We start from the raw sequence: 26,942 nt of genomic DNA, 5'->3' as shown, positions 1-26,942 counted from the left end.
AAAATTGTACTTTTCGGACATAAATATCATTTCTCAACAAATTTTAAAATTAATTGGTTGTCTGCGAGCCGTTCAATTGAATTAAAAAAGCCGGAGGGGTTGTCTCCCGTGATTTTTCTATAGACTTTATTAAAATAGGATTGATCATAAAAGTTGCTCGCATATCCGATCTTGGTAAGTGAAGTAAAGGGAGTATTAAGTGATTTAACTTTTAAGGAGTGCCTGAAGCGAGCAATCTTTCTGAAGCCAACCGGTGATATCCCCAAATGCTTCCATATTAGCCTGTTGAATGTTCTGGTATTCATATGCATTTTTCTTGCAATTTCATCGATTGAAAGTTCCATACCAACGTCAGCAAGCATATCGATTGCCTGATTCAATATTTTTCCCTCCTGAACTGGTGAATATTTGTACAACAAAAAACTCTCAAGTATTTCAATCCTCTTTTTATTATCAGGTTCTTCAAAGAATGAGGATAAAAATCTTTCATACAGCTTGTCATCTGACCAGTCCTCGAAAATTTGTGTTGGATTGCGAGATATGTCTAGATAAGGTGATTTGATAAAATGATTTAAACCAAGAGCCTTAAAAACAATGGTCAACTTATCGATTTTGCCCTCTTGTTCTACATTTAGAGGAAGCTGAAACCGACCTTGTAAAATCATCAAATAATTATCCTTCTCGATCCCTGTAATTTTAACTTGATGTGATTTTATTTCGCAGGATACGTTTTTATGGATATTTAAGGTTTGAATTAGATTAGGGAAAGCATAATAGTTTGTTTTAAAGTCACAATTTTCCGTTTTCTGAAAATAGTAATATTGGATGAAATTCTTAAGTAGACTCTGCTCGGGATAAAAAGTTTCAATCTTCATGATGGTTATATTTTAAGCAGTATATTTCTTAAGCTCAAAGAAAGCGATATTTTTTAAAATTTGGCAAGCCCCAGATTTGATTTTCCTCGTTTTTTATATGGAAGCGAGATTTAGCTTTTGGAAGCTTCAAAAGATGAAGTCCTGAGTTTTTACGGATTAATTTAGTCAGGTACCGGTTACAGTGGTTTCGGCTTGAATATTATAAATTATCTCATCTTCTATTGAAGTAAAAAAACTTTTTTGAATTTCTACGGACTTGACTTGAAATAGACAAAGTTTCGAGCATTTTCTTCTAGCCTTAAACATTCTGGTTTGCTATCAGGTGATCATCTTGCTAGATTACCCACTTTTTCTCCAGAATTAAACGCAAGCGAAAAGATCGACAGTAATAATAGTGCTTTTGAATTTCGTATTAACTTATCCTCACTATCTGGCACTAATAGATTTTCGTAGCCGGTTTATAACCAGACGGACAAATTATAATTACATATTTATATAATAGTACTTTGTATAACAATGTAATTTGTTATACATTTGTTTATGAATGATTCATTTATAACAAACTGGAAGTCGCAGCTTAAGAAAGGTACTTTGACATTTATTATCCTGAATATTCTCCATGAAAATGAGTTTTACGGTTATGAACTTATTGAACAACTGCGCAAACATGCCAAAATGGACATTGCCGAGGGTACTCTCTACCCATTGATGAACCGTTTGAAAACAGAGGAACTAGTTTCATCCAAATGGGTTGAGCAGGGAACAGGAATTCCAAGAAAATACTATTCGCTTACTGAATCCGGAAAAAATATTCTCCGTGAAATGAATTCATATTGGAACCATCTACAAACCATTACCCAAAAAATTATCAAATGAAAATAGAACAGATACCATTTAATGAAGATGCATCGCGGAGGATCTATCAGGATTACATGAAGCGGGTGAGCACTGCTACATCATCACTTTCAGCAGAAAATATGAACGATATTTATATGGAAATTAATAGTCACATTTTTGAAGCTTTCCAGCAAAACAGCACACTGCCTGAGATCGATGCCTTGCTAAACGTTTTGGAACGAATTGGTGCACCCGAAGAGGTGTTGAAGCAATTAGTTGCAGATAAAAAACTTGAGCAGGCGACCACCACCTTTAATCCGATACACGTTATCAAGGCCTTATTTCTAAACCTATCTAACGGGATTTCTTACGTAGTCTTCTCAATATTATATCTTTTGTTATTTGGCTTTGTATTTTTAATTTTTGCAAAGCTCGTTCATCCGGCCGATGTAGGGATGTATTATAAAAATACATCATTTGTTGTTCTTGGCCACCTAAAAGAATCGGGTGACCCGAAGGTTAAAGAACTACTGGGTAATTGGTTTATTCCAGTGATGATTGCGGCGGCGCTTTTCTTCTATGTATTACTCACCCTCGCCCTGAAACTCAAGAAAAAACTCACCAAAAATAAATCATGATCAAAAAACTATTAACGCTTCCCATCGTGTTCGCTTTTGTCACCACAGCCTTTTCACAAACATTCCGTGTTAGCCAAATGGATAGCCTTTTCAGAATCCTTGATGAAAATCAAAAGTTCATGGGTAGCGTCGTACTGGTACAAAATGGAAAAGTGTTTTACCGCAATGCCATTGGCTTTACAGATGTCGAAACCGGGCGAAGATCCAATACTGAAACGCTTTTTCGAATAGGTTCGGTATCAAAAATGTTTACCGCTGCACTGGTGCTGAAAGCTGTAGAGGAAAAGCGGCTATCTTTGCAAGATAAGCTGGATCTATATTTTCCAGAAATTTTCAATTCAAAAAAGATTATCATCAGGGATCTTCTAAACCACAGGAGTGGTATCCACAACTTTACCAGTGAAGAAACGTACCTTAAATATTATACTTTTTCAAAATCTCAGCAGGAGATGTTAAAAGTACTGTCAAACCTTAAAAGTGACTTTGAACCAGGGCTTAGGCCACAATACAGTAATTCTAATTATGTTATCTTAAGTTACATATTGGAAAAGGTATACGGCAAACCGTATGCAGATATACTAAAAAATAAAGTTACTAGACCTTTGCATTTATCCTCAACACGGGCAGGGGGAAAGATTGCATTAAAGAACAATGAGGCTTATTCTTTCGCATTTGATAATAAATGGATTAAGGATCAGGAGACGGATTTAAGCATACCGATGGGAGCGGGTTCTGTGGTCTCCAATCCTACAGACCTAGCCATGTTTATATCAGATCTTTTTAAAGCCAGGATCATTTCCAAAAAATCGCTGGAAGAAATGAAAACTATGGTGAATGGATTTGGAATGGGGATGTTTGAATCGAATTTTGACGGAAATACAGCCTACGGACATACAGGTAGTATTGATAAATTTCAATCCACTTTATGGTACTTTCCGAAAATAGATCTATCAGTGGCTATCATTTCTAATGGATTACGGTATCAATTAGAAAATGTGTTTAAGGCAGTAATAAGTATTTATTTTCAGAAGCCTTTTAAAATGCCGTCTTTTCGTGAAGTTACTGTTCACGCTGATGATTTAAAGCCTTTGACCGGTACGTATTCCAGCAAAGTAATGCCTTTAAAAATAGTCGTTACACAGGTGGATAATCAATTATTTGCTCAGGCTACAGGGCAATCTGCGATTGCGCTTAAAGCTAATGGAGATGATAGCTTTGAATTCGAAGAAGCCGGTATTATACTTCAGTTTAACAGGCAAAATTCAGGTATGATTTTAAAACAAGGTGGCAAGGAAATTCCATTTTCCAAGGATTAGGCGTAATTATATTTTATAAGCATTTATTGCAAATGTTAAGGATAAAAGCCTGCTAGATAACTATCAGCTCTGAGCTTTTACTATCCAAGGGAAAAAAAATATAAGTATTGCTAAAATTTTGACTTAGATTATCCTCAGAAAGTAAGATTTTCTCACTCCTGGTAATTTGATAACAGTTTCTATCGTGAAATAGGCAAAGTAGATTTAAATGAAAAGTATAAAAGTAATTATCGCTGCGACACTATTAATCCTGGTAAGTTGTGAGCGTTCAGCAAAAAAAAATAATGATAAGAAGATAACGAAAATAAATAATGAACAGGCAAACAAATCAGTTGATATGGTTGCGATTAGAAGACTCATTGAAGAACAAAAAGATGTTGAAACTGAAGAAAATGAGCCTGAAAAACCGTATAAGCTTTCTGAAAATGATTTTGCTATCTGCAGAGATATCATAGCAGAGGGGCTCAAAGAATCAGGATACAAATTTATTTCAGAAGAGGATTTCAATAAAAAACTGTTTATAATTTTTAAAATCACGCCATATGCAAACTGTGATATGGTTTCATCAAAAAGCAGTCACATTACCCTGTTTGGCAAGGCAATGGATGGCTCAAAAAACACAAGATTGCAAAATCAGTACGATTTATATAATTACACTGAAAATTTGTTTATTGTTCAAAGTGAAAAATTTTTAACCCAAACTTTTCTGGTAAAAGACCTTGTAAAAATTAATGGTAACTCAATCAATATAATTCTCCCGAAATTTATTATTGCACGAAATAAATATCTTTTTAATGACAGCAAGACAGCTCTCAGTTGGTTAATAAAAAATGACAAAGAGTTTCTGCGAAGACTTGTCAGTAATTTCGGGTATGATAAAGAAGAAATGGTCAACCAATTGGTTCTAGAGGATGTTTATGAGGAGTATAGCAATCCAAATCATAATATGACCGAAAAAATAGTTGAAATATTTTTCAAAAAAAACTGCGAAGGAAAATTACAGATTCAGGAAGGCTTACTGAATTTCGTCTCACGACATACAAGCAAAGATGATGACCGGTACATTTATTCACTCGGAAACTACCTAGATTACCTGTTCAAAGATGATAAAGATCTTATATTTAATGAACCTCCAATGAAAAACTTTTCAATTGAAGAGAAAGCTAAAATAGTGGCTTTCGTAGCAAATGTGGAAAGCCAGGCTTTTTATAGATTCAAACCACTCAACAGAAGTAGTACATGGCGCAATGCGACAACATCCCTTTATTATATCAGTGCATCCCACCCCGAAATACTGGAAATTATTAAAAAAAACGACTATTATCACCTCTCGGATTTAAAGGATGTTATTGAGGGTTTGCAGTTTAAAAATGAGCATTAATGGGCTTCTTATAATCCATAAATAGCTTGGCATGACATAGAAGAAATTAAAATCCATGAGGAATTATACCATTTGCGTAACTAAAGGATATAATCATAAAACCGTTTTAAAGATTGTCTATTATTGGCTACCCGTTTTTGCATTCATCATCCTTGTTTGCTCTTATTTCGACAAATACAGATATACATTATATGTGACCGTAGTCGGTAGCACATATGGCTTTATTTTAAACAAGCTAAAAAAAAGAGTGATCCATATTGCTTTTTGTAATGACAGGATCATTATAGATAAAAACGAGATTCCAATTTCTCATATTAAAGAATACCATATTTCTGTTCCCTTAAATGATTTAATAATCCTTCGGCTTAAAACATCTAACAAAACACAGGCTATTTATATTGTCAAAGAAAAACATGAAATCATAGATCATTTTTTTAAAGATGCTCATATTCCTAACAGAAAAAAGTTCAATGATTATTACCTACAATATGGTCATCTGATACTGCCATTTGCTTTACTTCTGATTTGTGCAGTCATTAATCAATTATACAAATACTTACTTTACGCCTATGAATGCTAAATAAGCTAAGCAGTTGTATAATTACAAGAAGAGTTATTCTGAAAATTGTTGTTTTCAATCTACATATTCTTCCATGTACAACTTTTATTTTAAATTTCTAGGACATTACTTAATTTACTGGAAATTAAACTATTGTATATTTCTGAAGAAATGGTAATGTAATTCCCTGGCAAACTAGCTACCTGGATTGCTGGAGAAAGTGTGGATCAGATAATGCATACCATTCAAGTAAAGTTGCAAAAATAGATGTGGCAGTAAAGTTATAAAATAGAAAAAAACGTACTTAACATTACTAAAACTGCTCCGTATACCATCAGTTCAAGTATCGCCTTCTTTTAAAATGAATAATTATGAATCTTATCGCGACAACTTTAATAAAATCTCTCTATTGTGCAAATATTGCACTGTTTCAATTTTTGCCATAAGTATCAAATGATCATTATGATTAATTAGATATAATCCTGTAATATCGATGACCAATAAAATTCATGTCCCATAAATGTGTGGCAATGTTACTACAATTTTTGTATTATGTTACTACAGTGTACATCTTTAAAAACTGAAAAGTGAAATATATTATCCAAAGTTTTTTTTTAGCGCTAATATGCTTAATCCAATTCATAAACCCTTTTGCCAATTATATAAATACAGATAAGCAATACTTTATAACAAATTTATTTGCGGTGAAACGGGGTATATGTAAACTGGTATAAACACCTGACTATAAATGATCTCAAATAACGAAGAATTGCTAGTTGTAAGGAAAATATAATTCGACCAATTTAAGTGGAATTTGTTGCTGAAGTGCAATTCCTCTAATTACAGATTAGTTAATAAATTCTCAATTGATAGGTATCTATTCTATGGCCCAAATGCACCTAATTAAGTACGTATTCGAGCAAATTTATGGCTGCTATACATAATTAAATGCAAGTTTAAAAATGACAATAATGACTGACAGAATAGACCAATTTTTCAAAGCGTATTGTAGAATAGGAATGAGGTCAGTTTATACTGACAGTGTTCCAAAAGAAATGATTGGATCAGAACTTGACAAAGAAGGCTGGTATGAATGGAAACTTATTCCAGGAACTTTAACTTCTGACAATTATAAAAAAGTAGAAACAAAATTTAAAGTTAAATTTCCAGAAAACTTTATTCAATGGCATAAACGCTATTTTTTCGCTGACTGTGATTGTTCAACAATAAGACTCCCATACTCTTTGCCGACAAAGCCGTTGGAGCAAGTAATCGACAATCTTAACTGGGACGTAGCAGAACAACTTATTTTGCTCGGACTCATTCCATTTGCAGATGATGGGAATGACGCAGGACCATTAGTATTTGACACAAGAAACGCAAATAACAAGGAAGATTTTCCCATTAGAGTTTATGACCACGAATACGGTGGCGACTTAGACGGTTTAAACGAAATTGTATTCTCATCCTTTGAAAAAATGTTAGAATGTTTAACGCATTTCTTAACTGAAACTAAAACGAGAAAAAGCTTTGAAGTAATACCCGGCTTTTATACAATTGACCCTAAAGGTGCGGGGTCGACAGGTAAATCATATTGGGCAAGTTGGACACAAATGGAAAAAGCAAACTTTGAGCAGTTTGGATACTAAATAAACAACGCATACCAGCAGGTGACCGTGTGTTCAACAAAAAAGTGGATGCACTGCTTACATGAAGATTCATGCCTCGTGTCAAGTTCAGTGCTGGCAGACAGCCTAGTGCTTCTAGATCGGCATCTCCTCCACATGGCAAACCCATGAGCATTGTCTCACAAAACGAAGATATCATTCCCTATTGTATATTTTACTTTCAGCTGTAATTTATATAGACTCGTTACAGCAAAGAGAAGAAAATGTCATTTAAAATGAAGCATTTTACATAGCCTCAGGCACCTATTCTAATTTTATTGAGGGTAATTTTACACAACCAAGCCAAATCAACTAACTCAACTTGGATGTACAAAATATTCTAGTTGCTACTTTTCTCTCTAATTTGTAGAGCGATGAAAATATAAATACCTCGATCAGCCTAACCTTTCCCTAATTCTCCCACTTCCCCACCATCTCTAAAGTTCATATCGCTTTGATACATTTCTTTAATTAAACCTGATGACAAATCAATCACCCAACCATGGATAACCAAATCGACGCCCTCATCCCAAGCTTTACAAACAATGGGAGCCCTGGAAAGATTGTAAACCTGATGCAAAACGTTTAATTCTACTAACCTGTCCCACTGCTCGTTCTCATTTTTAATTGAGTCAATTTCATCACGATGTTGCTCATGTATATCCCGGATATTTAATTGCCAATGGTCAATAAGCCCGACAGGCTGACCCTTTAAAGCTGCATGCACACCGCCACATCGATAATGCCCAGCCACGATAATATGTTTAACTCTCAGACTATTCACCGAATAATCCAGCACGCTTAAAAGATTGATATCCGAGTGTTGACATAAATTTGCAATGTTTCTGTGTTCGAAAATCCTACCTGCTTCTGTCGAGGTAACTTCACTGGCTGGAACACGGCTGTCTGCGCAGCCAATCCACAAAATTTCAGGAAATTGCCCGGAGGCAAGTTTATCAAAGAACGCTGAATCTTTTTCGAGCGAACGCTTGACAAATTCCAGATTACCAGTCAGTAATGACTGATAGCTGTCACTAGATTTCTCAGGTGGCTTTTGGTGATGGTGAATAATATCATTTATTTAAATATTTTTATATCTGCCTATTAAAACTTATTGAAGGGTAAATATTTGCCAGTCATGGTCAGTTTTACACGCGGCCCGTCAGCGCTTTCCAATCGCTCTACATCCATATTAAAACTGATACCACTCATTGCACCATCGCCAAATTTCTCGTTAATCAGCAATTTAATTGAAGGACCAAAACTCTGCATCATTTCCTGTAAACGATATAAAGTCGGATCAAGAGGATACCCGCTCTCCTGGTGACCTTTAAGCGGTATAGTTTTCAGCTCTTCAATAATTTCAGGTGATAAATTCAACATACTGCCAATTTTGTTTGCATCCTGCTCACTAAATGTTGCCTGACGAAGCAATGCATGAACGGTCCAAACTTCACTTGCTCCAATAGCTTCAGCAAGATCAGCATACGTAACACCCTTAGCTTTTATGCTAGCCTTAATCTGTTCAATCAATGATTTCTTTTCCATTATGTTTATTTTTTTTGACAAATGTAGGCTTGGATGTATGGCAGCCTGTGGTGTTATTTCTTTGATTTGCGGTACGATTTGAATAAACGCTTATCTCTGATTTATCTACTCATAAACAGACATTAATCGCTATGTAAAATATATCCCTTAATAACTAAAACGCCGTTTAGTATTTTAATGGATTGACAATTGACTTAATGTTGTAAAAAATGCAAATTGTACCGCATACGCGATAAATACCTCCATAAGTATAATTTAAAGCACGATACCTTTGAAATATATTTTAATAGTTAAAACACAATTATCATGGAACAAAAATTCCCATTGCCTCCATTCACTTACGAAACGGCAAAACAAAAAGTTCAAATGGCTGAAGATGCCTGGAACACTCAGGACCCGGAAAAAATATCTAAAGCCTACACAGTAGACAGTGAATGGCGTAACCGTTCTACTTTTTTAAATGGTCGCCAAGCAATAGTAAAGTTCCTCACAACTAAGTGGGAAAATGAATTTCACTATAAACTTAAAAAAGAGCTTTGGGCTTTTACAGATAACAAAATTGCGGTACGTTTCGAATACGAATTTCAAAACAGTGAAGGACATTGGTTTCGTGCATACGGAAATGAAAACTGGGAATTCGATGAAAATGGATTGATGCAAAAAAGATATGCAAGCATAAACGATTTTCCTATAGAGGAAGCAGATCGCAAGTTATAAAGAGGTTTACATGGAGGGTTCGCTTTTACTACCCTCCTGAATTAAATAATTCTTAATTATCTTTACCTTATGGAAAAAGCATAGCACAGACATGAAAAACGAATTTCCGGTATATGACATCTGTAAGTTTTCTTATTCGCAGGAAGACGACATCATCGTGAAGCCGCTTGCTCCTTATTTAAAATCAATGAGGAAGCTCCATTTCCCACACCGTCACGACTTTTATCACATGATATTTTTTACTCAAGGTGGTGGCAGCCATACCATAGATTTCGAGAAGTTTGAAGTCAATCCTTTTCATGGCTATTTCATGTCACCCGGCCAGGTGCATGGCTGGGAATTTGAAGGCGAAGTTGATGGATATGTCATTAATTTTTCGAAGACCTTCTTCAAATCTTTTCTTTTAGATAATCAATACTTAGAAAATTTTACTTTTTTGAATGGGCAAGTTCAACATTCTGTAATAAATTTAGAGGAACAGGCTAGATCATCTGCAACTGAAGTACTAAACAAGGCATTAACAGCAGCCGAAAGTACAGGTAAATTTCGTCTAGATAAACTCAGGATAATATTATTGGAATTTTTCTTTTTGATTGCAGAAATAAAGGGTGAGCTTGGAGATACAAAGAACAGTGAAAGTCACAATAAAACCGTCCTCAGGAATTTTGAGATGTTGATAGATAAAAACTATCTGCAGCTTAAGCTACCAAAAGAATATGCGGCGCTGCTGTGTATTACGCCTAGTTACTTGAATGCTATATGCAAAACCTTGTTAGGGATATCAGCAGGAAACATGATCAGAAACAGAGTGGTTTTAGAAGCGAAGCGCATGCTGATCAATATGAAATTAACGGTAACAGAAATCGCATACCAGCTCAATTTTAGCGACAATTCCTATTTCTGTAAACTATTTAAAAATCAAACAGGGGTTTCGCCTGAAACTTTCAGGAAGACATTAGGAGTTAAATCGGTGTAAATCAAAAATTGCACTGTAGGTTTTATAAGCAAATATCCCTGTTTTGCTTGCTAAATAGATAAATTGACTATCAAAGTATTTCAGAAAAGCATAACACAAAATTAGCAAAAAGCTTTAGTGCAAATATTGAAGCAGTAGAAACAAAAAATCAATAAATTCAATATCCTACTAATTCAGCATAGTAAGTTACCTATCATAAATTCCAGATTACAAACAGAAACATAAATCATTGTATGAAGTTAGTGTCTCAAAAAACGAACGTTATTTTAATGTTCAAAATCATTAGCTCCCATCACCAATTACTGCAAATCAGACACGAAATAATTCTAAATTTATCCGACTAAGGGTCTTGTTAATTAAATTTAAATCTACTAAAACTGCGATCAAGAAATTAGAACTTGGCTATAAAACATACCCATACCTAAGGTAAGTAGTATAGAGTTTTTCACTTTTTGACTACATTGAATTCATAATTTGAAAATATGGGTATAGAAACTGAAACTCCAGAAATCAGCACACTTGAATTAATTGAACTTGTTTTAGATCTTTCGAGAAAAATAAATGACATCCACCACTTACACTTTTCAGAGGAAAAATTAAAGAAGCGCAAAAACCAAAGACAAAGGTTTCTTGCAGAAATCCTTACGAGCCCTGCAAGAAAACCCAAAAGTGGTTAAATAGCTGGAATAGCCTTATCCGACCTTACGAATTTCAACAGTTCTTTCAAATAGGTTTCCGTCTCTGAAAGACTGCCATGCCTGTTGGCTGAACAAATCTCAGCAAGCGTCCATCCTGCTCGAAACTTTCTAACGTTGGAAAGATGTTTGAAAGAATAAAGCGTATAGTTCTTATCAAGTAGGCCCGTTGCCTCCAAACATTTTTTAAACCTATTGTAGGCATAATTTTCAGCGCACATACTTGCTGAAATAAAAGTTGTTGCAGAACCTAACAGGAAACATTCCTTATCGAATTTTTCTATGTGCAACTTTTCCAGCTCTGTCCTGAGACTTACATCAATATTAACAGGGATTGATTTTTTATTTTTTGAAACAACCCCAGGAATGGTAATTGTATTATCCTCCAAATCAATGTACTTCAATTGCAAGAACCTAAGCTCTTTTGGCCGGATACAGGTATAATAAATCATGCGTACAAAAAGCTGGCAATATTTATCATGCTTATCCAACCAATCCATTATAACCTTGAAATCCCGTTGGGTAAATACCTGATGGGACTGGGTCGGCGTTTTCTTTCTCGTTTCGCAGTCTGTTACTGGATTCTCAGAGATGTACTTATTAACTTTTAGATACCTGAATAAGTTATTTAGCCCGATTCTGCAGTTATTGTAAGTTACTCCGGCCCACTTCTCTTCTCTTTCTTTAAAATTCAGAAAGTCCGTAATCTCAAAATCACTGATGATATTCACTTTTTTAGTTCCTCCATGATATTTGATAAATGAATTTATTGTTGACTTGTAGGTGCTGATCGACTTTGTCCTGGTTCCCTTTGCTTTGTGATAGGACTCAAAAAGTAGCAATGCTTCGTTGAGGTCAATGCCAATGAGTTCCTTTTTCAACCGGGAATTTGCTTGCTCATCCAGTGGGTTCCAACCGCCTTCAAGGGCGATCCGGTAGGCTTCGCAAAGGTTATTAAAATTCCGAAGCTTTTGCCTTGGATCTTTTATTCTATTGAGATTTCTGGTTACCCTGATCCGGTCCATCCGTTCTTCCACTGCATTATGGAAAAAGAACTCCACATACCAGCTTTGTTTAGCGATTTCTTTTTCGATAGTACTACCTGTAGGAACTTTTTTTATAGCCCTTCCCTTAACGATACGAGGTAGGGTATATGGGAGTTCAGGAATTTCCATGAAGCCAAAACTAGGTCCACTCGGAATTTTCCCCTGTAACTTACGTTCGGAATACCCAACGTTTTCCTGGTTTTCTTCAGAAGAATTTTGATTTTTTCGCCTTGCCGGACGGGGTGAATTTTCGGTTCCCGAGACGGTTAGTGGCAGACTTGTGTCAGAGTTATCAGCTAAATTTAAAGATAATCCATTGTTTTTCAATGACTTATCTTTACGTGTGGAGAATATAGGATTGAAAAATTCGACTAATATTTCTTCCTATACGCTTTTTTGAAACTCTGAGAGGGGTTTTACTTTTTTCATTTCGCTATTTGTAGGGGGTATTTGGCAGACTTTTCACCCTTGATTTCTATCTCAAAATATGAAAAAACATCCTTTTTTGCAAGCTAGTAGCACATTATCATGAGTCTCATTTATTGTTGTGAAAAATATAACTGTCAGACTTTTAGCAAAATTCGTCACATTCTAGTTATTAGACTTAATAAATAAATGTAATAAACAGCTTGCAGAGATGTGCCATTTATACATTCGCAAGCTTTAATTAGTCTCTTTATTTGAAGATTCACCACGGGATTTATAGGGTTATTACGGTATTTTGAGGAAGTGTTTTCCGTTGAAGATTAACCTGCAGCATATTTACCGATAACATTCCGATATACAGCATAATAACTGCCAAAGATAGTTTCCATTTTACTGGAAAGCATAATCAAGATATCCGTGTAAACTTACCAATGCAATTAATTAAGAAAGGGCTCGGCAATTGGATGCCAAATTGTAACAGAACTGGATTGCCAAAACACTAATGCCTATCCAAATAAGTGCGCCAGATTACCATCATCACCGCTATTATGCCAAAACCTATCCCCACCCAGGGCGTAACTGATATACCGTAGTGGCTAATAAACCATCCTCCGGTTGACGTACCAAGTGAAACCCCGAGGTTCCCAAAGGAAGTTTGCAGACTATTCGCGAATTCCTTCGCATCCTGCGCCGCCGATACCATGTATCCTACCCCTATCAAAAAACACGGCCCATACATTACACCCCAAAATCCGACTACCAGGGCAATACTTAACAGCGAGCCCGTAGTATATTGGAATGCAAACGGTACCAGAAAGGTACCCGCAAGAAAAAACAGCGTGGTACCGATCATATACTTCCCCAGTAACCGGCCAGCCAGAAAATTAGAGATCACTCCCATTACACCAAACAACAGTAACATGTAGCTGATTTCCTGAGCATTTAAACCTTTATCTTTGGAAAGATAATCTGCAAAATAACTATAAGAACTAAACCAGGCGGTAATCAGAAACAAGTTAACTGCTGTTCCGGCAATAAACTTTGTCCTTCCCAGAATACGCAGTTGATTTTCAAACGACTTCACCTCGGTATTGGGCATCGCAGGCAATCCTTTATATATAATCAGTAAGGTTACCAAAATAACCAGGGCCTGAATAACATAACTCCATTGCCAGTCGTATATACTGGCGATAAAAGTGGTAAATGGAATCAACGTTACCTGAGCAAGGACAATACCACCAATAATGATACTGGTTAAGCGCATCTGGACTGGAGGCGAAGCATCCTTACTTGCTGCGGCAATGGCCATCGAAAAAAATGCCGGATGTAAAATCGTCGGCAAGATCCTCAAGATCATTAACAGCCAGAATGGTGGACTAAGTGCCGAACCAACGTTGGAAATGAGAAATAGGCCCAAAGCATACAGCATGATTTTTTTCTTGTCAAACCGTGAGGCATATAGAACCATAAAAGGTCCTGTAAATGCAATTGTTAGCGCGAACAGACTCAATAAATAGCCAGCATTACCAATGGTGATATTATAATACTCAGCAATTTGCGGCAGGATACCGATCACTCCAAATTCAGTACCTATTATACCAATTACGCCCGCACATCCAATGTATGCCACTCTTTTATTTACACTTAAATTCATATTAAACCGAACAGTTTAAAAAAGATTAAAAAAATATTTATTGTTAATTATCTAAAAAAGATTGCTACATTTTTACCATATCGATCAAATTTTCAATCATATCATAAATCGCTTTCCTATTTTTATTTAAAGCATAATTTTTAAATAATGCACTAGAAGAGGCTGCAAAGAAATCAGCCGTTAATTTTGTATTCAGATCAGCTTTAAAAACTCGTTTTTCCTGACCTTTTTTTAAAATCCTGAAATAAATCTCTTCAATTTTCTTTTCATTGGTCAGCAATACACGCCTGATATCTTCATCGTTTACCGATATTTCAAATGCCATCTTAACAGCCAGGCAGGATCTGCCTTCCTGAATACTTTGGTCAACTGCGAGCCTTAACATTTTCCTCAAATCTTCACTGGCATCAACATCAGCTGCTCCAGTTATTGCGCCATATTCAGCTACCTTGCCCCTCAGATACTTGGTCAGACATTTTATTAGCAATTCCTTTTTATCCCCGTAGGTAGGATAAATACTGCTCCGATTAATCGCCATTCCTTTCTCCAGATCAGTGATAGAAGTGACATGATACCCTTTATCCCAGAAAAGCTCGAGTGCGGCATCCAGCTTCTGTTCATAATCAAATTCCTTATTCCTTCCCATACTATCGCAAAGATATAATTTAAACTGATCAGTTTAAAATAAAAATAAACATAATAGCTTCATATTTTTTACCTTCTGTACCATTTGGAAATTTCGGCTCAGTATTAAACTAATCCTACTGATCATATCTATAGAAAGGGCTCTGGAAAAGATTTGTAAATTAATCTTGGTTCCTTTTGTCTCGGAAAACGAAAGTATTCTTCCCCTACTTATCTTTCAACAGTAAGTTTATCTGCAACAAACATGGCAAAGCAAAAATCATTACAAAACGAAGGTATCTACCCCACATCTGTATATTTTTTTACCTGTAAATTGAATGTCCAGAGCTATCTATCCAGCTAATGGAAAAGACAAAATAAATGTACAACCATTTCCTACTTCACTTTCAGTTTTTATAGTAGCCCCGTGACGGTTGATAATTTTCTTAACCGTCGCCAGGCCTACGCCAGTACCTTCATATTCTTCCTGATTACCAACCCGGCTAAATAGACCAAATATTTTGCTTTGCTCTTCTTCGCTAATTCCAACACCGTTATCTTTAATCCGATATACGATGCTATCATTTTCAATTGCTCCGCTAATAGATACGATCGGAAGGTTTTTTTTATGCGAATATTTAACCGCATTTTCAATTAGGTTTAAAAAAACCTGGAAAATCAATATGGGATCACCATCGATGTCGGGAGTTGATAGAATGTTGAGCGCAAGATTTTTATTTACAATACCAACCAAAACCTGTTCTTTTATCTCAGCAATCAGTGAAGTCATGTCCACCTTTACGGTTTTTAAAAGTTTTTGACCAGCCCTGGAATATTCAAGCACAGTATGAATCATCTCATTTAACCTTACAGAATTGGCGACAATCTTTGCTGACATCTTCCTTATCTCCTCTTGCGAGGACCTGCGTTCAATTAGTTGACCATAGGATTTAATAGCTGTTAATGGTGTCTTTAAATCATGTGATACAGTATGTGCGAATGCGTCAAGTTCCGAATAAGCGTCCCTAAGCTTTTCATTAAGGACGCGCAATTCCAGGCTCTTCCGACCGATGGCAAAATTTATTTCATCCCTGATTTCAAATAATATTTCCACCTCAGTACCAGACCATACTTCAGATTTACCTTTTACCTCCTGCGACCATTGTGCAAAAGAGTTTCTTGGCGAGATATATTGATTACCATGCTCATCGAACTGGATAATTTTTTTTGGATCACCAGCCCATTTTACGGTATGCGAAACCTCAGATCTAAAAATTAAGAGGCAATCTTTTACATCTTCCATTAATAGGCATCCCAGCAGACCGGCAAATTTATTACTGTCTAAATTAATTGCTGGAATGTCGTGGGACAAGTTGTACGATTTTATTGAGTTGCTATCCCGTTGATCTAGTTCAGCAGCCAAAAGAAGAATATCTTCATCATCCGGAACTTCACCTAATGAATAACTAGCCCCCTGGAAAAATAGGGAAATGCCTGAGGCCTTGAAGGCATTCAATATGGTCTCTCCACAGTCTTCGATAAAATCTTGAATTCTTTTTCGGTTAGACAAACTTCTGGTAATCTCTGATACGATTGATTGCAATTTGGAATTATCCTGATGAAGTTTTTCCTGACTTCTTGTTTCAATACAGGAACTCAATACCTGACCGATCAGTTTGGCAGCCTCACGTTGCCTAAAATTTATAAAACGTGGTGAATAATTATGACAGGCAATAAGTCCCCAAAGCTCATCATCTACAATAATGGATACACTAAAGCTTGATTCTACCCCCATATTCTTCAGATAGGTAATATGTATGGGTGAGACTGCTCTAATTGTGCTGTTCGTGAGATCGGCAGGTAAATTAGTCACTGATAATATGGGAACTGGCTTATCCTGAACGTTCGCAATCAACCTTGTATAATTCTTTTTATAAAGATCGCGTGCCTGTTTCGGAATGTCAGATGCCGGATAATGCAATCCAAGCCATGTTTCTAAATCACTTCGCTTTTCTTCCGCAATAACTTCCCCATGACCATCATCATGAAACTTATAAATCATGATCCGATTATAGCCGATAATCCGTTGGATCTCAAAAACAGTATTTTCAAGGATAGTCTGAAGACTTTTCGATGCCAGCATCTGTGAGAGTGCTGCCCCTACTTTATTTTGAGGATCGGTAAACAAATCTGATGCCTCAGGCTCAAAGTCTAGAATATAGTCCTCGCCAGAAAGCGAAAGAATCATATTATAAGGGTTCCCCTTAATCTCTACCATATAAGGATTAAGCGGTTTAAATTCGTTTCCTTGCCAGGATAGATTAATAATATATTCTATAAACTTATGATTTTCGGCTTTACCAAAAATAGGACTTAAATTCGTTACGTAGCTTTCCAACACTTCAATCCCAAGCACTTGCCTGGTTAATGCCTGGAAATTTTCACTACTATATTTTACAATCCCTACGGAATTAAGAATCAAAAGATAGCCATGCGCCTGAATATGGCCTGGCACATGTATAGCCTCGCGACTACATAAATCTAATGCGTTTACTTCAATCATTGCTAGCTTTGATAAATTGAATCTTTAGTCAGCCTAAACTATAATTATTTGTACTATTTTTATAGCTGATTCATCTTGGAACTATTCGTCTAGAAATTAGTGTTGCCAATACCTATTTTAAAAATTCGACTTCAAAGGTAGACATAAAAATTATAACATTATTTTGAGTTCATTTTCAGGACTGTATAAGCTAGCCTAGAAACTTGTGTTGAGATAAATTGAAACCAGTTTGGACTAAATCATTTAGCTGTTCTTGGTCAGTATCATTCAATTATGAGAGATGGATCAAGAAAACGAAGATATCTATCTCAGTCTGTAAATTTTTCTTTCAGCTGTATGCTTATCTGCACCTATTACAGCAAAGAGAAAATGTCTTAAGTTAAGGAGAGCGTTAATCCATAATTTGGGTTCTATAGCATATTTTTAATACAATTACAACATGCTTGAACCAGGCACCCAGAAACAAAATATTTACTGAACAGGAAGAAATATTTTAAATGTAGATCCTAATCCTTCTTCACCCTCGATCTCAATTTTCCCACCTGCACTGGTGACAATTGCATTCACAAGGTAAAGTCCCACGCCGCTACCTTCGACGTTGGTTGTGACCCTCTTGAATTTTTCAAGGATCAGGGATTTGCTATCTTTGTTCAACCCAATCCCTTTGTCACTTACCTTAATCAAGGTAAATCCATCTGTAATTTCAGATGAGATTGTTATATCTGGCTTCCGGTCAGCTGGGGTATACTTTATTGCATTGCTGATGAGATTGTAGATTATACTCCTAAGTTTCCTTCTTACAAAAACAATTTCTGCCAGGTCAAGCCTGTAGCTAATAACTGCACCGGTGTCCTGGATAGCGGATGCTAGCGAAAGCCGAACATCCTGTAAAATTTCCTCAATGTCAATATTTTCTGAAGATGCCTGATATTTCTGCTTGCTCCAATGCGACTGAATCAGCCCCTCCACAACCTGTTTCAAATTAGTCAAACTCCTTTCGAAGCCAGTTATTAGTTTCGCCAGTTTTCCATCTAGATCAATAGCATTTTTCATCACTTCGACACCGAGGTTAAGTCCAAGTAAAGGGTTTTTGATGTCATGGGCAATGGTATCCAATAACAGCTCATGCTCGGCCACCAGCCTTTCCTGATCTTTCAAGTCGCGAACTCTTGCGGTAATGTCCACGAACGTTATAATTACGCCATCGGCTTTCTTTTCTTTTCTTACAACGTATGGAAGAATATTCATCTGAAACCAACGCATGTCAGTTGTCTGGACTTCTTTCTCGAGAATTTTTCCGGTTGCAATTACAATTTTGATATTCTCCAGTATGCCCGGAAAGCGGAAGTTGTCCTTTATGTCCTCCATTGATTTTCCAACATACTCCTTCTCAAGCTTAAACTGCCTCATGGCTGGAGGTGTAAATTTTCTCAAAATCAGCTCAGCGTCAACAAAGAGCTGTGGTATGATCGTGTTGGAAAAATAATTTTCAAGGAGCTCATTTTCTATGGTGAGATCACGAATCTGTTCGCGTTGATTTTGCATAGTAGTAATTAGATGTTCGAAATATACTCATTAAAAGACGAGAAATTCCCACAGGTTTTAAGAATGCTATTAATGTTACAAAGATAGAAATAGTGGAAGGATTTGATTAAAATTTAAAATGAGTGCTGATTGATTAAAATTAATACTAGCCTTAAACAGAAACGGCAAGATCAAAAGTAGTGTTTCCCTGCATTTACTCTACAAAATGAGTATAATATCTCTTCATATCTAATTTTCTCTTCAAATGTGTAAGTTCTTTAAAACCTTATCTTAGAGAAAGGTGTATAACTTAATTGAGTATTTCATGGTTATCAATGAAATACTGCCATATTCAAAATATATTTGTAGTACTTAATTTTTGGTCGTGACTTTATTTACTCAAGATAACCTATACACCAGCCCTGCTTTTCAGGATTTTTTTAAGTCTTCGCCGCGCTCACTTGTGCTGAGTGCCGATGCTCCGCGGTTTACGATCCTTGCCGTTAGTGATCAATTTATCAACTTAGTGGGTAAAACAAGATCCGAACTATTGGGTAAAGGGCTATTTGAGGTATTCCCGGGCAATAAGGCTGAATCTCCCGGACAAAATATTATTGAAGCGTCCTTCGAGCGGGTGATACAAACCGGAAAACCGGACAAACTTGAAGCTTTTTCGTCCGAAATTTTAGTACCTGGAACGTATCAGCGAAAAAGCAATTACTTTTCAAGCCTGAATGAGCCGGTTGCGGATGACGAAGGAAAAGTTAGTCATCTTATTAACAGCACAAAAGATGTAACCGAGCAGATAGGTCATCAAGATGCATTGAAAGAAGCGCTCGGACGAGATGAAGCTTTAAAAGTTCAACAGGCATTCAATGAGCAATTGGATGCAACAAACAAAAAACTGGCTGCCGCAAATGATGAGCTATCTGTCACAAATGAAGAGTTACTTCAAACTCATAAAAAGCTTTATGGGCTGAATCAGGAACTTGAAAACCGGGTTCGGCAGCGGACAGCTGAATTAACCGAGGAGCGGGATAAACTGATCCGTTTTTTTATGGATTCTCCTGTAGGCATATGTATCTTTGCAGGTCCCGAACTGGTTTTCGAACTTGTGAATCCCAATTATAAGCAGTTGCTGCCAGACAGGGAAGTGCTGGGCCGCCCTGTATTTGAGGCCCTGCCGGAAATTCAAGGTCAGCTTGTAGGAGATATGCTACGTAGGGTGTTCTTTACAGGAAATCCAATGGTGGAAAACGAGCTCCAGGTACCGCTAATGACGCACGATGGTGCAATGGTTGACAGATACTTCAATCTAAATTTTCTGCCCAGGCATGATACAAACGGAAAAATCGACGGCGTAATGGCCTTTGTGTTGGAAGTTACCCCAATAGTTGAAGCACGTAGACGTTCAGAACAGAGTGAACATGATCTCCGGGCACTGGTCATGACATCCCATTATCCGCTGATGATATTGCGGGGAAGAGAATATTTAATTGATATCGCTAACGAGCAACTGGCTGATTTATGGGACAAGCCTTTAAATTCGGTCTTGGGGCACCGGTTATTGGATGTCTTACCCGAAATTGCTGACCAGCCGTTTCCAAAACTACTTAAACAGGTATATGATACCGGGATTGGTTATGGACAGGAAGAACAGGTATTTTACCTGAATACTGATAATGGCATTAGAACGAAATATGTTAGTTTCTATTATGATCCGCTGAAGGGAGAAAATGGTGAAGTAAGCGGAATTATTGTGGCTGCGTCAGACATTACAAAAATGGTTAATTCCCGTCAACTACTGGAAGAAAGTTACGAAGTCCAAAAGGAATTAAACGAAAAAATTACTGCCACCAATGAAGAACTCCTGGTCTTTAATCGAAGTGTTACCGATTTAAACAGGGCTTTATTTGAAAGTGAAAAGCGTTTTCGCATCATGGCTGAAGGCACCGATGTAATGATTGCGGTTGGTGACGAATCGGGTGCTGCCGTGTATTTCAATAAGGCATGGGAAGAAGTAACCGGGAGAACAACGGCCGACCTTATAAATTATGGATGGGCAGATTTGATGCACCCGGATGATCAACTAAGGGTAATGAAAATTTTTACAGAGGCCTTTCAGCAGAGAAACCCATGGGAATGGGAATTTCGAATGCCAAACCGAAAAGACGAATATATCTGGCTATTGGCCCGTGGAACACCCCGTTTTAGTGCTGATGAATCATTTGTAGGTTATATCAGTTCGTGTATTGATATCACCTCGCGAAAACTGGAAGAAGAGAGAAAGAATGATTTTATCAGTATGGTCAGTCATGAACTGAAAACGCCGATAACATCCATGAGCGCCTATGTACAAATGTTGCAGCTGCGAGCCAGAAAAAATGCAGATACGTTTAGTACCAATGCACTATCAAAAACTTACGATCAGATTAAAAAAATGCCCAATATGATCAATGGTTTTTTAAATGTATCAAGACTTGACTCCGGAAAAATAAACATTGACAAAACAAGATTTGATATGGCGCAATTACTTACAGAAGTTGAGGAGGAATCATTAGCTACAACTCATAGCCACGATATTATTTTCGGGCACGTAAGAGACGCCTGGATATCTGCCGACCGGGACAAGATTGGCCAGGTAATTCATAATTTCATTAGCAACGCTGTAAAATATTCTGCGGTAGGGACTGTAATTGATGTAGCTTGTGTCTTTAATAATAATGAGGCTCACGTGAGTGTGAAAGATCATGGGATTGGTATTGAGCCTGAAGACCAGGCAAGATTGTTCGACAGGTTTTTTCGTGTTGAAAATCCCCAAACACGTACGGTGGCAGGTTTTGGTATTGGCCTGTACCTATGTGCCGAAATTATCAAACTTCATAACGGGCGCATATGGGTGGAAAGCGAGGCCGGCAACGGCAGCACCTTTAATTTCAGCATACCTTTAGGGAATAGCTAAAAAGAATAAATAGTATCCCCTATACGATGAATTAAGAGAGGATTTCTTTTGTTTCATGAATTTCAAAGATCTCAATATAAAATTCTAACTGCAATGTGATGATTTGGAAATAGGCTTATTATTTACGTCACACAAAACGAAGTTATGCATCTCCTATTGATAATTTCTTTGTCGTGTAAGCCTTAATCTATTGATCACTTGTAAATCTTATGATAAAACGAACGTATCGATCTTTATAACATTTTCTTTTACCTGTAATTTTATATACTCTGAATACTGCAAAGAGATTAATTTCCTTCGACATCGAAGATTTATTTGATTCAAAACGCAAAAAATATTTGACATATTATATTCTACCTGATAAAAGAAGTTCCTAAATGACAACATCGACTTGCATCAGAAACAATCAATTAACTGATTGATATGAAATTGACGCCATGGCGCAAATATTTTTCAAACAAAGAGGAATAATTCATTAAGATCCAGAGTATGATGGTCAATATCATTATACAACTGAAGGCTATAGCTAACTTACAACTTTTAGCAAGCATTACCTGTTGTAACTACATAACTTAAAACCTTGATTATGAAACTTATTAGAAATTTTGGACTTGCCCTATTGACCGCATGCAGTCTTAGTTACTGTACCAGTGCAGACAAAACCGCCGAAGAAAAGGATAGCATTAGTCAGGACAGCACTCTCGAAAGTACGCAGGAAATGGTGGAAGACAGCGCTAAAGCCCTAGGGGATGACCCGAAATTGGTTTATGAACTCGTAGAAAGCATGTATGGAGGTATAGCTGTCATGAAGGACGGCGAAATGAAAGCTTCAAGTCCTGCTGTAAAGGCGCTCGCAAAAAAACTTACATCCGAGCATACTAAATTGACTGAAGAGTTGCAGATGTTGGCTACAAAAAAAGGATGGACATTACCAGTTGGTGAATCAACTGATGATAAGGAGAAAAGAAATGATTTGAATAAAAAAACCGGCTCGGATTATGATAAAGAATGGCTTAGTGCCTTAGAAGACAGACACAAAACTAACATAGGAAAGCTTGAAGATGCCAAACCAGCAGACGCCGACTTAAAAATGGCAGGCGAAAAAGGTCTACCAAAAATTAAAGCATTACTTGCTGATATTGAATCTGTAAAGTCCTCGTTAAAGTAATTGGCTAATTAATAAATGGTATAGCAGGAGTTAAGGCTGCTATCCAGTCAATTATCATGATTGGCTATGTTTGATCCGAAAATTCAAACTGCACATTCAAACAACATTAAAACGCACTGTAAAACAATAATTTGCAGTGCGTTTTATCTTTTGCAATATTCCAAAATATTTCAGTGAATAAGGTGCATGAATCCACAGCAAAAATAATACAATGCTTGTTGAATATTACTTTATAAATAACAGTGAGTTTCGATAGTGTTCATAATTTTCTTGAGGTTAATATCTAACTAGCCGAAGGTGTTCGTTCCCTAGTTCATTTCTTTCTTTTAACTGTAATTTCCATTGCAAAGATTATGGCAAAGAGAAGAAGTGTTTAACAGGTTAAAATTACCAGTCTTTTGCTAATATTTTATTTTAGCTATTGAATTACAATTCTGAACAGCAAAAAGATATCTTTTTTACTATCGAATCTTACTGTAATATTTATATTTCAATAATAAAGGTATTTCAGTTATATATGTATGTATCTGCTTCTCTTATCCAAGGGAAAATACCCTTGCTAAATTTGCATTACTTAAAACTTAAACATCATGTACAATCATTTCGTTAAAAAACAGATAAGGAAATCTTTTACACTAGTGAATGAATAGAGATTTGATGAATTAGTGCGCAAAACTTAACAAATGTAAAGCATTCTTTTGCTGGCAATTATGCACTTGGAGGCGTCAGGAATTACCGAATCGCATTTAAGCTTTGCCTTGAAAGGTTGGCAAGGATTATGCCGGGGTTAATTTTTGGAGTGGAACACCTGTTAAGCTCAGGATGGCCAGTGAAAACATTGGCTATTGTATGTCAGAATGCGAAAACCACCCTTCCAAATGGTGAAAAGTATCTAAACAAAGGAGTACATTTTATAATGATAAAATGGGGTAAAGTTTCAGAAATTGTTGTTTATTAAGATACTTTAGCGGTCTATAATGGCCCGAACACGCAGTACAACCCAAGCGTTATGGAGGCTAAGGCAAATCAGATAACATCTTGATTAAAAATATTTTATAAGCGCTTTTTCATTTACCAATCTTAATTAACACTCGGGTTTCAATGTATTATCCTAATAGCTATATAGCTAATAATCAATTCACTTCAGAAGAATTCTATTAATCTAATCATATTGGATACAAATCAACACAATTTTACTTTCTTGATATACTAAACAATTCGGCATTTATAAGTGTTAACGGTCATAGACCATCTAAAAAAATAACAATTAAGTTTTGAATATAGACTATGTATCCGATCTTCCATTATCTGGAAATGATCCCGCAAATATTAAACTTCTAAAATCTGCATTGGATTCGTCAATTTCTGGAATTATCATCACTGATAACACCCAGTTCGACAACCCAATTATTTATTGCAATAAGGCTTTCGAAAAGCTTTCTGGATATTCAAGAGATGAAGTAATCGGCCGAAACTGCCGTTTTCTCCAGGGAAACGAACGCAACCAGAAAGCAAGAGAAGATATCAGAAAAGCTGTCATTGGTGGTGAATCAATTACGGTAGAACTGCGAAACTACCGAAAAGGTGGTGAACTGTTCTGGAACGAACTTTACATATCACCTATAATAGGAGAAGCTGGACTGGTTACTCATTTTATTGGAGTACAGAATGATATCACCAGAAGAAAAAATGCAGAGGAGAACCTTCATTATGAACGTGAGCAGGTTGAATTAAAGATTGAAAAAAGGACGCGACAACTGAATGAAAACCGGGAATATTTGGATAGCATCATTCAAACTATCCGCCAGGGGCTGATAGTTTTAGATCCTGAATACAAAGTTATATCTGCCAATGATTTCTTTTTAAAGACTTTCAAAGTAGAAAAAAGAGACACAATCGGGCGTTCTTTATATGATCTTGGTAATGGTCAATGGGACATCAAACAGCTAAGGGTTTTGCTGGAACAAATACTACCCAGTAATAATCCGGTGCTGGATTTTGAGGTAGATCATGAGTTCCCACACATTGGAAGAAAACTGATGCTGCTGAATGCACACAGAATTGAATTAGAAGGAAGTTTTAAGGATAGAATCTTAATAGCGATTGAGGATATTACCGAAATGCGAGCATCGGAAAATAGGAAGGACGATTTTCTTTCCGTATCCAGCCACGAACTGAAAACGCCGCTGACCACGATAAAGGGATATAACCAGACAGTCTTACGTTTATTGCCTGCCGACATCAATCCAAAAATACCGATGATGGTGAATAAGTCAGGAAAACAAATCGACAGGCTACAAAATATCATTACCAGCTTACTGGAAATGTCCAGAATACAATCTGGAAAATTGGTATTGGATGCGGACTCAATTGATTTGAATATGCTTATTAAAGAGATGCTGGATGACATCCAAGAAGCAAATCCGGAGCATACCTTAACCTTTGAAGGACAGACCAGCCATACTGTACCTGGAGATGAATCACAAATCTCCCAGGTATTGCAAAACCTGATACTCAACGCCATCAAATATTCTCCTGATGCCAGGGAAATCAAGGTGCTGCTTTCTGAAGTGAGCAATTATGTGAAGGTTTCCATTACCGACTTTGGATTTGGTATCAGTGTGGAAGATCAGAAAATGATTTTTGAGCGATTTTTCAGGGTTTCCAATATCCAGAAGCATTTCCCTGGCATGGGTATAGGATTATATATTTGCGCCCAGATTATTAAGCAACATGGCGGAACGCTATGGGTGGACAGCGAGCCAGGCAAGGGGGCAACTTTTAGCTTTACCTTACCAACAATACGAAAGGAGTCTGGTCATGAGTAAGAAACTTCTGATTTGCGATGACGATATTGATATTATAGAGATGCTGGAAATCGTGCTGGATGATAGCGGCTTTGACATTATTACAGAAACTGACAGTAAAAAAGTATTGGAATTGATTACGGATACAAGACCACAACTTGTTTTAATGGATCTATGGATGCCAGTGACATCTGGCGATCAGATATTAAAGCGTATGCGGGAGGATGAAAATCTATCCTCAATCCCGGTAGTGATCATGTCGGCTGCGCAGGATGGTAAAGAAGTTGCATCCAAAGCAGGTGCGAATGGCTATATCCCAAAGCCCTTTGATATAGACAAGTTAATGCAAAAGGTTGATGAACTTATGAGTTAAGTATTTGTGATATGCAAGTTATAACTAATTTATAGACTAAGCTACTAGGCATTCCTTGATGTTTTGATGGCCTGAACCCATTCATCTTTATGGTACCTTTCACAGTGACTGGCTTTAAAGATCTGGGCGATGTTTGCGCAGTGTGTGCATGCATATATCCCGCTCTCATGAATCGTTTTAGATTTAACTGAAGATGGCTTAGGATATATCGGCATCCTGGGTTAAGTTTCTTCTGGACCATAAATAAAAAACATACCTGTCATTTGATTCTAAAACGGCGGTTCCTTACCTTCCCAAATGTTCAATACTCTCCACACGCATTTCAGTGAAGAATTCATCTTGAGCAAAGTTTGCACCCCTTCCTCTTTAAGTGTTAACATACCTTCTTCAATAATGTAGATTGGTTTTCATTCCAATAAGTTTTTGATTTTTTGAAGCCAAGAAGGTTATGATCCTGTAGATAATCAGTATTACCAGAAAAACTAAAAGCTATGGAAGGATGGCTGATTGACTATTTAACGTTAGATCTCCTGCTTCCGAGCCTAGCGCAGTGATAATGCCGACTTCAAAAATACTTAACTCCCTG

General features: G+C 36.7%; 20 protein-coding genes. 12 read left to right on the top strand and 8 right to left on the bottom strand.

Going from position 1 to position 26,942, the window contains the following annotated elements; translation table 11 throughout:
• Window positions 1-26 precede the first annotated feature (26 nt).
• Window positions 27-875, bottom strand: a complete 849-nt coding sequence (locus R2Q80_RS14000; protein ID WP_316800179.1) for a helix-turn-helix domain-containing protein — start codon at window positions 873-875, stop codon at window positions 27-29.
• Between the two features lie 540 nt (window positions 876-1,415).
• Between R2Q80_RS14000 and R2Q80_RS13995 the strand changes: the two genes are divergently transcribed.
• The 5 genes from R2Q80_RS13995 to R2Q80_RS13975 all read left to right on the top strand — a co-directional run bounded on the left by R2Q80_RS13995 (window position 1,416) and on the right by R2Q80_RS13975 (window position 7,255).
• A complete protein-coding gene (locus R2Q80_RS13995; protein WP_316800178.1) occupies window positions 1,416-1,751 on the top strand; it encodes a PadR family transcriptional regulator in 336 nt (111 codons plus the stop codon).
• A complete protein-coding gene (locus tag R2Q80_RS13990; protein ID WP_316800177.1) occupies window positions 1,748-2,350 on the top strand; it encodes a hypothetical protein in 603 nt (200 codons plus the stop codon). Before R2Q80_RS13995 ends, R2Q80_RS13990 begins: the two co-directional genes overlap by 4 nt.
• The gene (locus R2Q80_RS13985) at window positions 2,347-3,666 is read left to right on the top strand and encodes a serine hydrolase domain-containing protein (RefSeq protein WP_316800176.1); all 1,320 of its coding nucleotides are present in this window, start codon (window positions 2,347-2,349) and stop codon (window positions 3,664-3,666) included. The genes R2Q80_RS13990 and R2Q80_RS13985 overlap by 4 nt, the downstream gene beginning before the upstream one ends.
• A gap of 208 nt (window positions 3,667-3,874) precedes the next feature.
• On the top strand, window positions 3,875-5,047 hold the full coding sequence (locus R2Q80_RS13980) for a hypothetical protein (protein ID WP_316800175.1): 1,173 nt from the start codon (window positions 3,875-3,877) through the stop codon (window positions 5,045-5,047).
• Between the two features lie 1,530 nt (window positions 5,048-6,577).
• Window positions 6,578-7,255 (top strand): SMI1/KNR4 family protein, encoded by a 678-nt coding sequence (locus R2Q80_RS13975; protein WP_316800174.1) that lies wholly within the window; start codon window positions 6,578-6,580, stop codon window positions 7,253-7,255.
• Between the two features lie 418 nt (window positions 7,256-7,673).
• On the opposite strand, the gene R2Q80_RS13970 is transcribed toward R2Q80_RS13975, so the two are convergent.
• Together R2Q80_RS13970 and cynS are read right to left on the bottom strand one after the other, a co-directional pair.
• Window positions 7,674-8,198, bottom strand: a complete 525-nt coding sequence (locus R2Q80_RS13970; RefSeq protein WP_316800173.1) for a carbonic anhydrase — start codon at window positions 8,196-8,198, stop codon at window positions 7,674-7,676.
• 179 nt (window positions 8,199-8,377) lie between these two features.
• On the bottom strand, window positions 8,378-8,821 hold the full coding sequence (gene cynS, locus R2Q80_RS13965; RefSeq protein WP_316800172.1) for a cyanase: 444 nt from the start codon (window positions 8,819-8,821) through the stop codon (window positions 8,378-8,380).
• A gap of 306 nt (window positions 8,822-9,127) precedes the next feature.
• On the opposite strand from cynS, the gene R2Q80_RS13960 reads away from it, so the two are divergent.
• The 3 genes from R2Q80_RS13960 to R2Q80_RS13950 all read left to right on the top strand — a co-directional run bounded on the left by R2Q80_RS13960 (window position 9,128) and on the right by R2Q80_RS13950 (window position 11,191).
• A complete protein-coding gene (locus R2Q80_RS13960; protein ID WP_316800171.1) occupies window positions 9,128-9,538 on the top strand; it encodes a nuclear transport factor 2 family protein in 411 nt (136 codons plus the stop codon).
• A 91-nt stretch (window positions 9,539-9,629) separates the two neighbouring features.
• Complete coding sequence (locus tag R2Q80_RS13955; protein ID WP_316800170.1) at window positions 9,630-10,514, top strand: helix-turn-helix transcriptional regulator; 885 nt, start codon at window positions 9,630-9,632, stop codon at window positions 10,512-10,514.
• 482 nt (window positions 10,515-10,996) lie between these two features.
• Window positions 10,997-11,191 carry a hypothetical protein gene (locus R2Q80_RS13950; RefSeq protein WP_316800169.1) on the top strand — a complete coding sequence of 65 codons (195 nt, stop codon included), beginning with the start codon at window positions 10,997-10,999 and terminating at the stop codon, window positions 11,189-11,191.
• On the opposite strand, the gene R2Q80_RS13945 is transcribed toward R2Q80_RS13950, so the two are convergent.
• The 5 genes from R2Q80_RS13945 to R2Q80_RS13925 form a co-directional block, all read right to left on the bottom strand.
• Entirely contained in the window at window positions 11,188-12,582 is a 1,395-nt protein-coding gene (locus tag R2Q80_RS13945; protein ID WP_316800168.1) for a site-specific integrase, read from the bottom strand. The genes R2Q80_RS13950 and R2Q80_RS13945 overlap by 4 nt on opposite strands.
• A gap of 598 nt (window positions 12,583-13,180) precedes the next feature.
• Window positions 13,181-14,335, bottom strand: coding sequence for an MFS transporter (locus R2Q80_RS13940; protein ID WP_316800167.1), 1,155 nt, complete (start codon window positions 14,333-14,335; stop codon window positions 13,181-13,183).
• A 64-nt stretch (window positions 14,336-14,399) separates the two neighbouring features.
• Window positions 14,400-14,981, bottom strand: coding sequence for a TetR/AcrR family transcriptional regulator (locus R2Q80_RS13935; RefSeq protein ID WP_316800166.1), 582 nt, complete (start codon window positions 14,979-14,981; stop codon window positions 14,400-14,402).
• A 330-nt stretch (window positions 14,982-15,311) separates the two neighbouring features.
• A complete protein-coding gene (locus R2Q80_RS13930) occupies window positions 15,312-17,522 on the bottom strand; it encodes an ATP-binding protein (RefSeq protein WP_316800165.1) in 2,211 nt (736 codons plus the stop codon).
• A gap of 471 nt (window positions 17,523-17,993) precedes the next feature.
• Window positions 17,994-19,067: an ATP-binding protein gene (locus tag R2Q80_RS13925; protein WP_316800164.1), complete on the bottom strand. Its 1,074-nt coding sequence runs from the start codon at window positions 19,065-19,067 to the stop codon at window positions 17,994-17,996.
• Window positions 19,068-19,431: 364 nt separating this feature from the next.
• Here R2Q80_RS13925 and R2Q80_RS13920 point away from each other — a divergent pair, with 364 nt between their 5' ends.
• The 4 genes from R2Q80_RS13920 (at window position 19,432) to R2Q80_RS13905 (ending at window position 26,356) form a co-directional block, all read left to right on the top strand.
• A complete protein-coding gene (locus R2Q80_RS13920; protein ID WP_316800163.1) occupies window positions 19,432-22,008 on the top strand; it encodes a PAS domain-containing protein in 2,577 nt (858 codons plus the stop codon).
• Between the two features lie 586 nt (window positions 22,009-22,594).
• Complete coding sequence (locus R2Q80_RS13915; RefSeq protein ID WP_316800162.1) at window positions 22,595-23,176, top strand: DUF4142 domain-containing protein; 582 nt, start codon at window positions 22,595-22,597, stop codon at window positions 23,174-23,176.
• A gap of 1,274 nt (window positions 23,177-24,450) precedes the next feature.
• The gene (locus tag R2Q80_RS13910) at window positions 24,451-26,004 is read left to right on the top strand and encodes a PAS domain-containing protein (protein WP_316800161.1); all 1,554 of its coding nucleotides are present in this window, start codon (window positions 24,451-24,453) and stop codon (window positions 26,002-26,004) included.
• On the top strand, window positions 25,997-26,356 hold the full coding sequence (locus tag R2Q80_RS13905) for a response regulator (protein WP_316800160.1): 360 nt from the start codon (window positions 25,997-25,999) through the stop codon (window positions 26,354-26,356). Before R2Q80_RS13910 ends, R2Q80_RS13905 begins: the two co-directional genes overlap by 8 nt.
• The last annotated feature ends 586 nt before the right edge of the window (window positions 26,357-26,942 follow it).

It is taken from the genome of Pedobacter frigidisoli, assembly GCF_032678525.1.
Classification (GTDB): Bacteria; Bacteroidota; Bacteroidia; order Sphingobacteriales; family Sphingobacteriaceae; genus Pedobacter; species Pedobacter frigidisoli_A.
The sequence above is the reverse complement of the archived record's forward strand: the minus strand, read 5'-3'. Positions and strand labels throughout refer to the sequence as shown.

Bases quoted from the DNA above. Each gene is read 5' to 3' on its own strand.
- R2Q80_RS13960 (WP_316800171.1), top strand. From the start codon at position 9,128: ATGGAACAAAAATTCCCATTGCCTCCATTCACTTACGAAACGGCAAAA.
- R2Q80_RS13915 (WP_316800162.1), top strand. From the start codon at position 22,595: ATGAAACTTATTAGAAATTTTGGACTTGCCCTATTGACCGCATGCAGT.
- R2Q80_RS13905 (WP_316800160.1), top strand. From the start codon at position 25,997: ATGAGTAAGAAACTTCTGATTTGCGATGACGATATTGATATTATAGAG.
- R2Q80_RS13935 (WP_316800166.1), bottom strand. From the start codon at position 14,981: ATGGGAAGGAATAAGGAATTTGATTATGAACAGAAGCTGGATGCCGCA.
- R2Q80_RS13995 (WP_316800178.1), top strand. From the start codon at position 1,416: ATGAATGATTCATTTATAACAAACTGGAAGTCGCAGCTTAAGAAAGGT.
- cynS (WP_316800172.1), bottom strand. From the start codon at position 8,821: ATGGAAAAGAAATCATTGATTGAACAGATTAAGGCTAGCATAAAAGCT.
- R2Q80_RS13950 (WP_316800169.1), top strand. From the start codon at position 10,997: ATGGGTATAGAAACTGAAACTCCAGAAATCAGCACACTTGAATTAATT.
- R2Q80_RS13930 (WP_316800165.1), bottom strand. From the start codon at position 17,522: ATGATTGAAGTAAACGCATTAGATTTATGTAGTCGCGAGGCTATACAT.
- R2Q80_RS14000 (WP_316800179.1), bottom strand. From the start codon at position 875: ATGAAGATTGAAACTTTTTATCCCGAGCAGAGTCTACTTAAGAATTTC.
- R2Q80_RS13940 (WP_316800167.1), bottom strand. From the start codon at position 14,335: ATGAATTTAAGTGTAAATAAAAGAGTGGCATACATTGGATGTGCGGGC.
- R2Q80_RS13990 (WP_316800177.1), top strand. From the start codon at position 1,748: ATGAAAATAGAACAGATACCATTTAATGAAGATGCATCGCGGAGGATC.
- R2Q80_RS13955 (WP_316800170.1), top strand. From the start codon at position 9,630: ATGAAAAACGAATTTCCGGTATATGACATCTGTAAGTTTTCTTATTCG.
- R2Q80_RS13925 (WP_316800164.1), bottom strand. From the start codon at position 19,067: ATGCAAAATCAACGCGAACAGATTCGTGATCTCACCATAGAAAATGAG.
- R2Q80_RS13975 (WP_316800174.1), top strand. From the start codon at position 6,578: ATGACTGACAGAATAGACCAATTTTTCAAAGCGTATTGTAGAATAGGA.
- R2Q80_RS13980 (WP_316800175.1), top strand. From the start codon at position 3,875: ATGAAAAGTATAAAAGTAATTATCGCTGCGACACTATTAATCCTGGTA.
- R2Q80_RS13985 (WP_316800176.1), top strand. From the start codon at position 2,347: ATGATCAAAAAACTATTAACGCTTCCCATCGTGTTCGCTTTTGTCACC.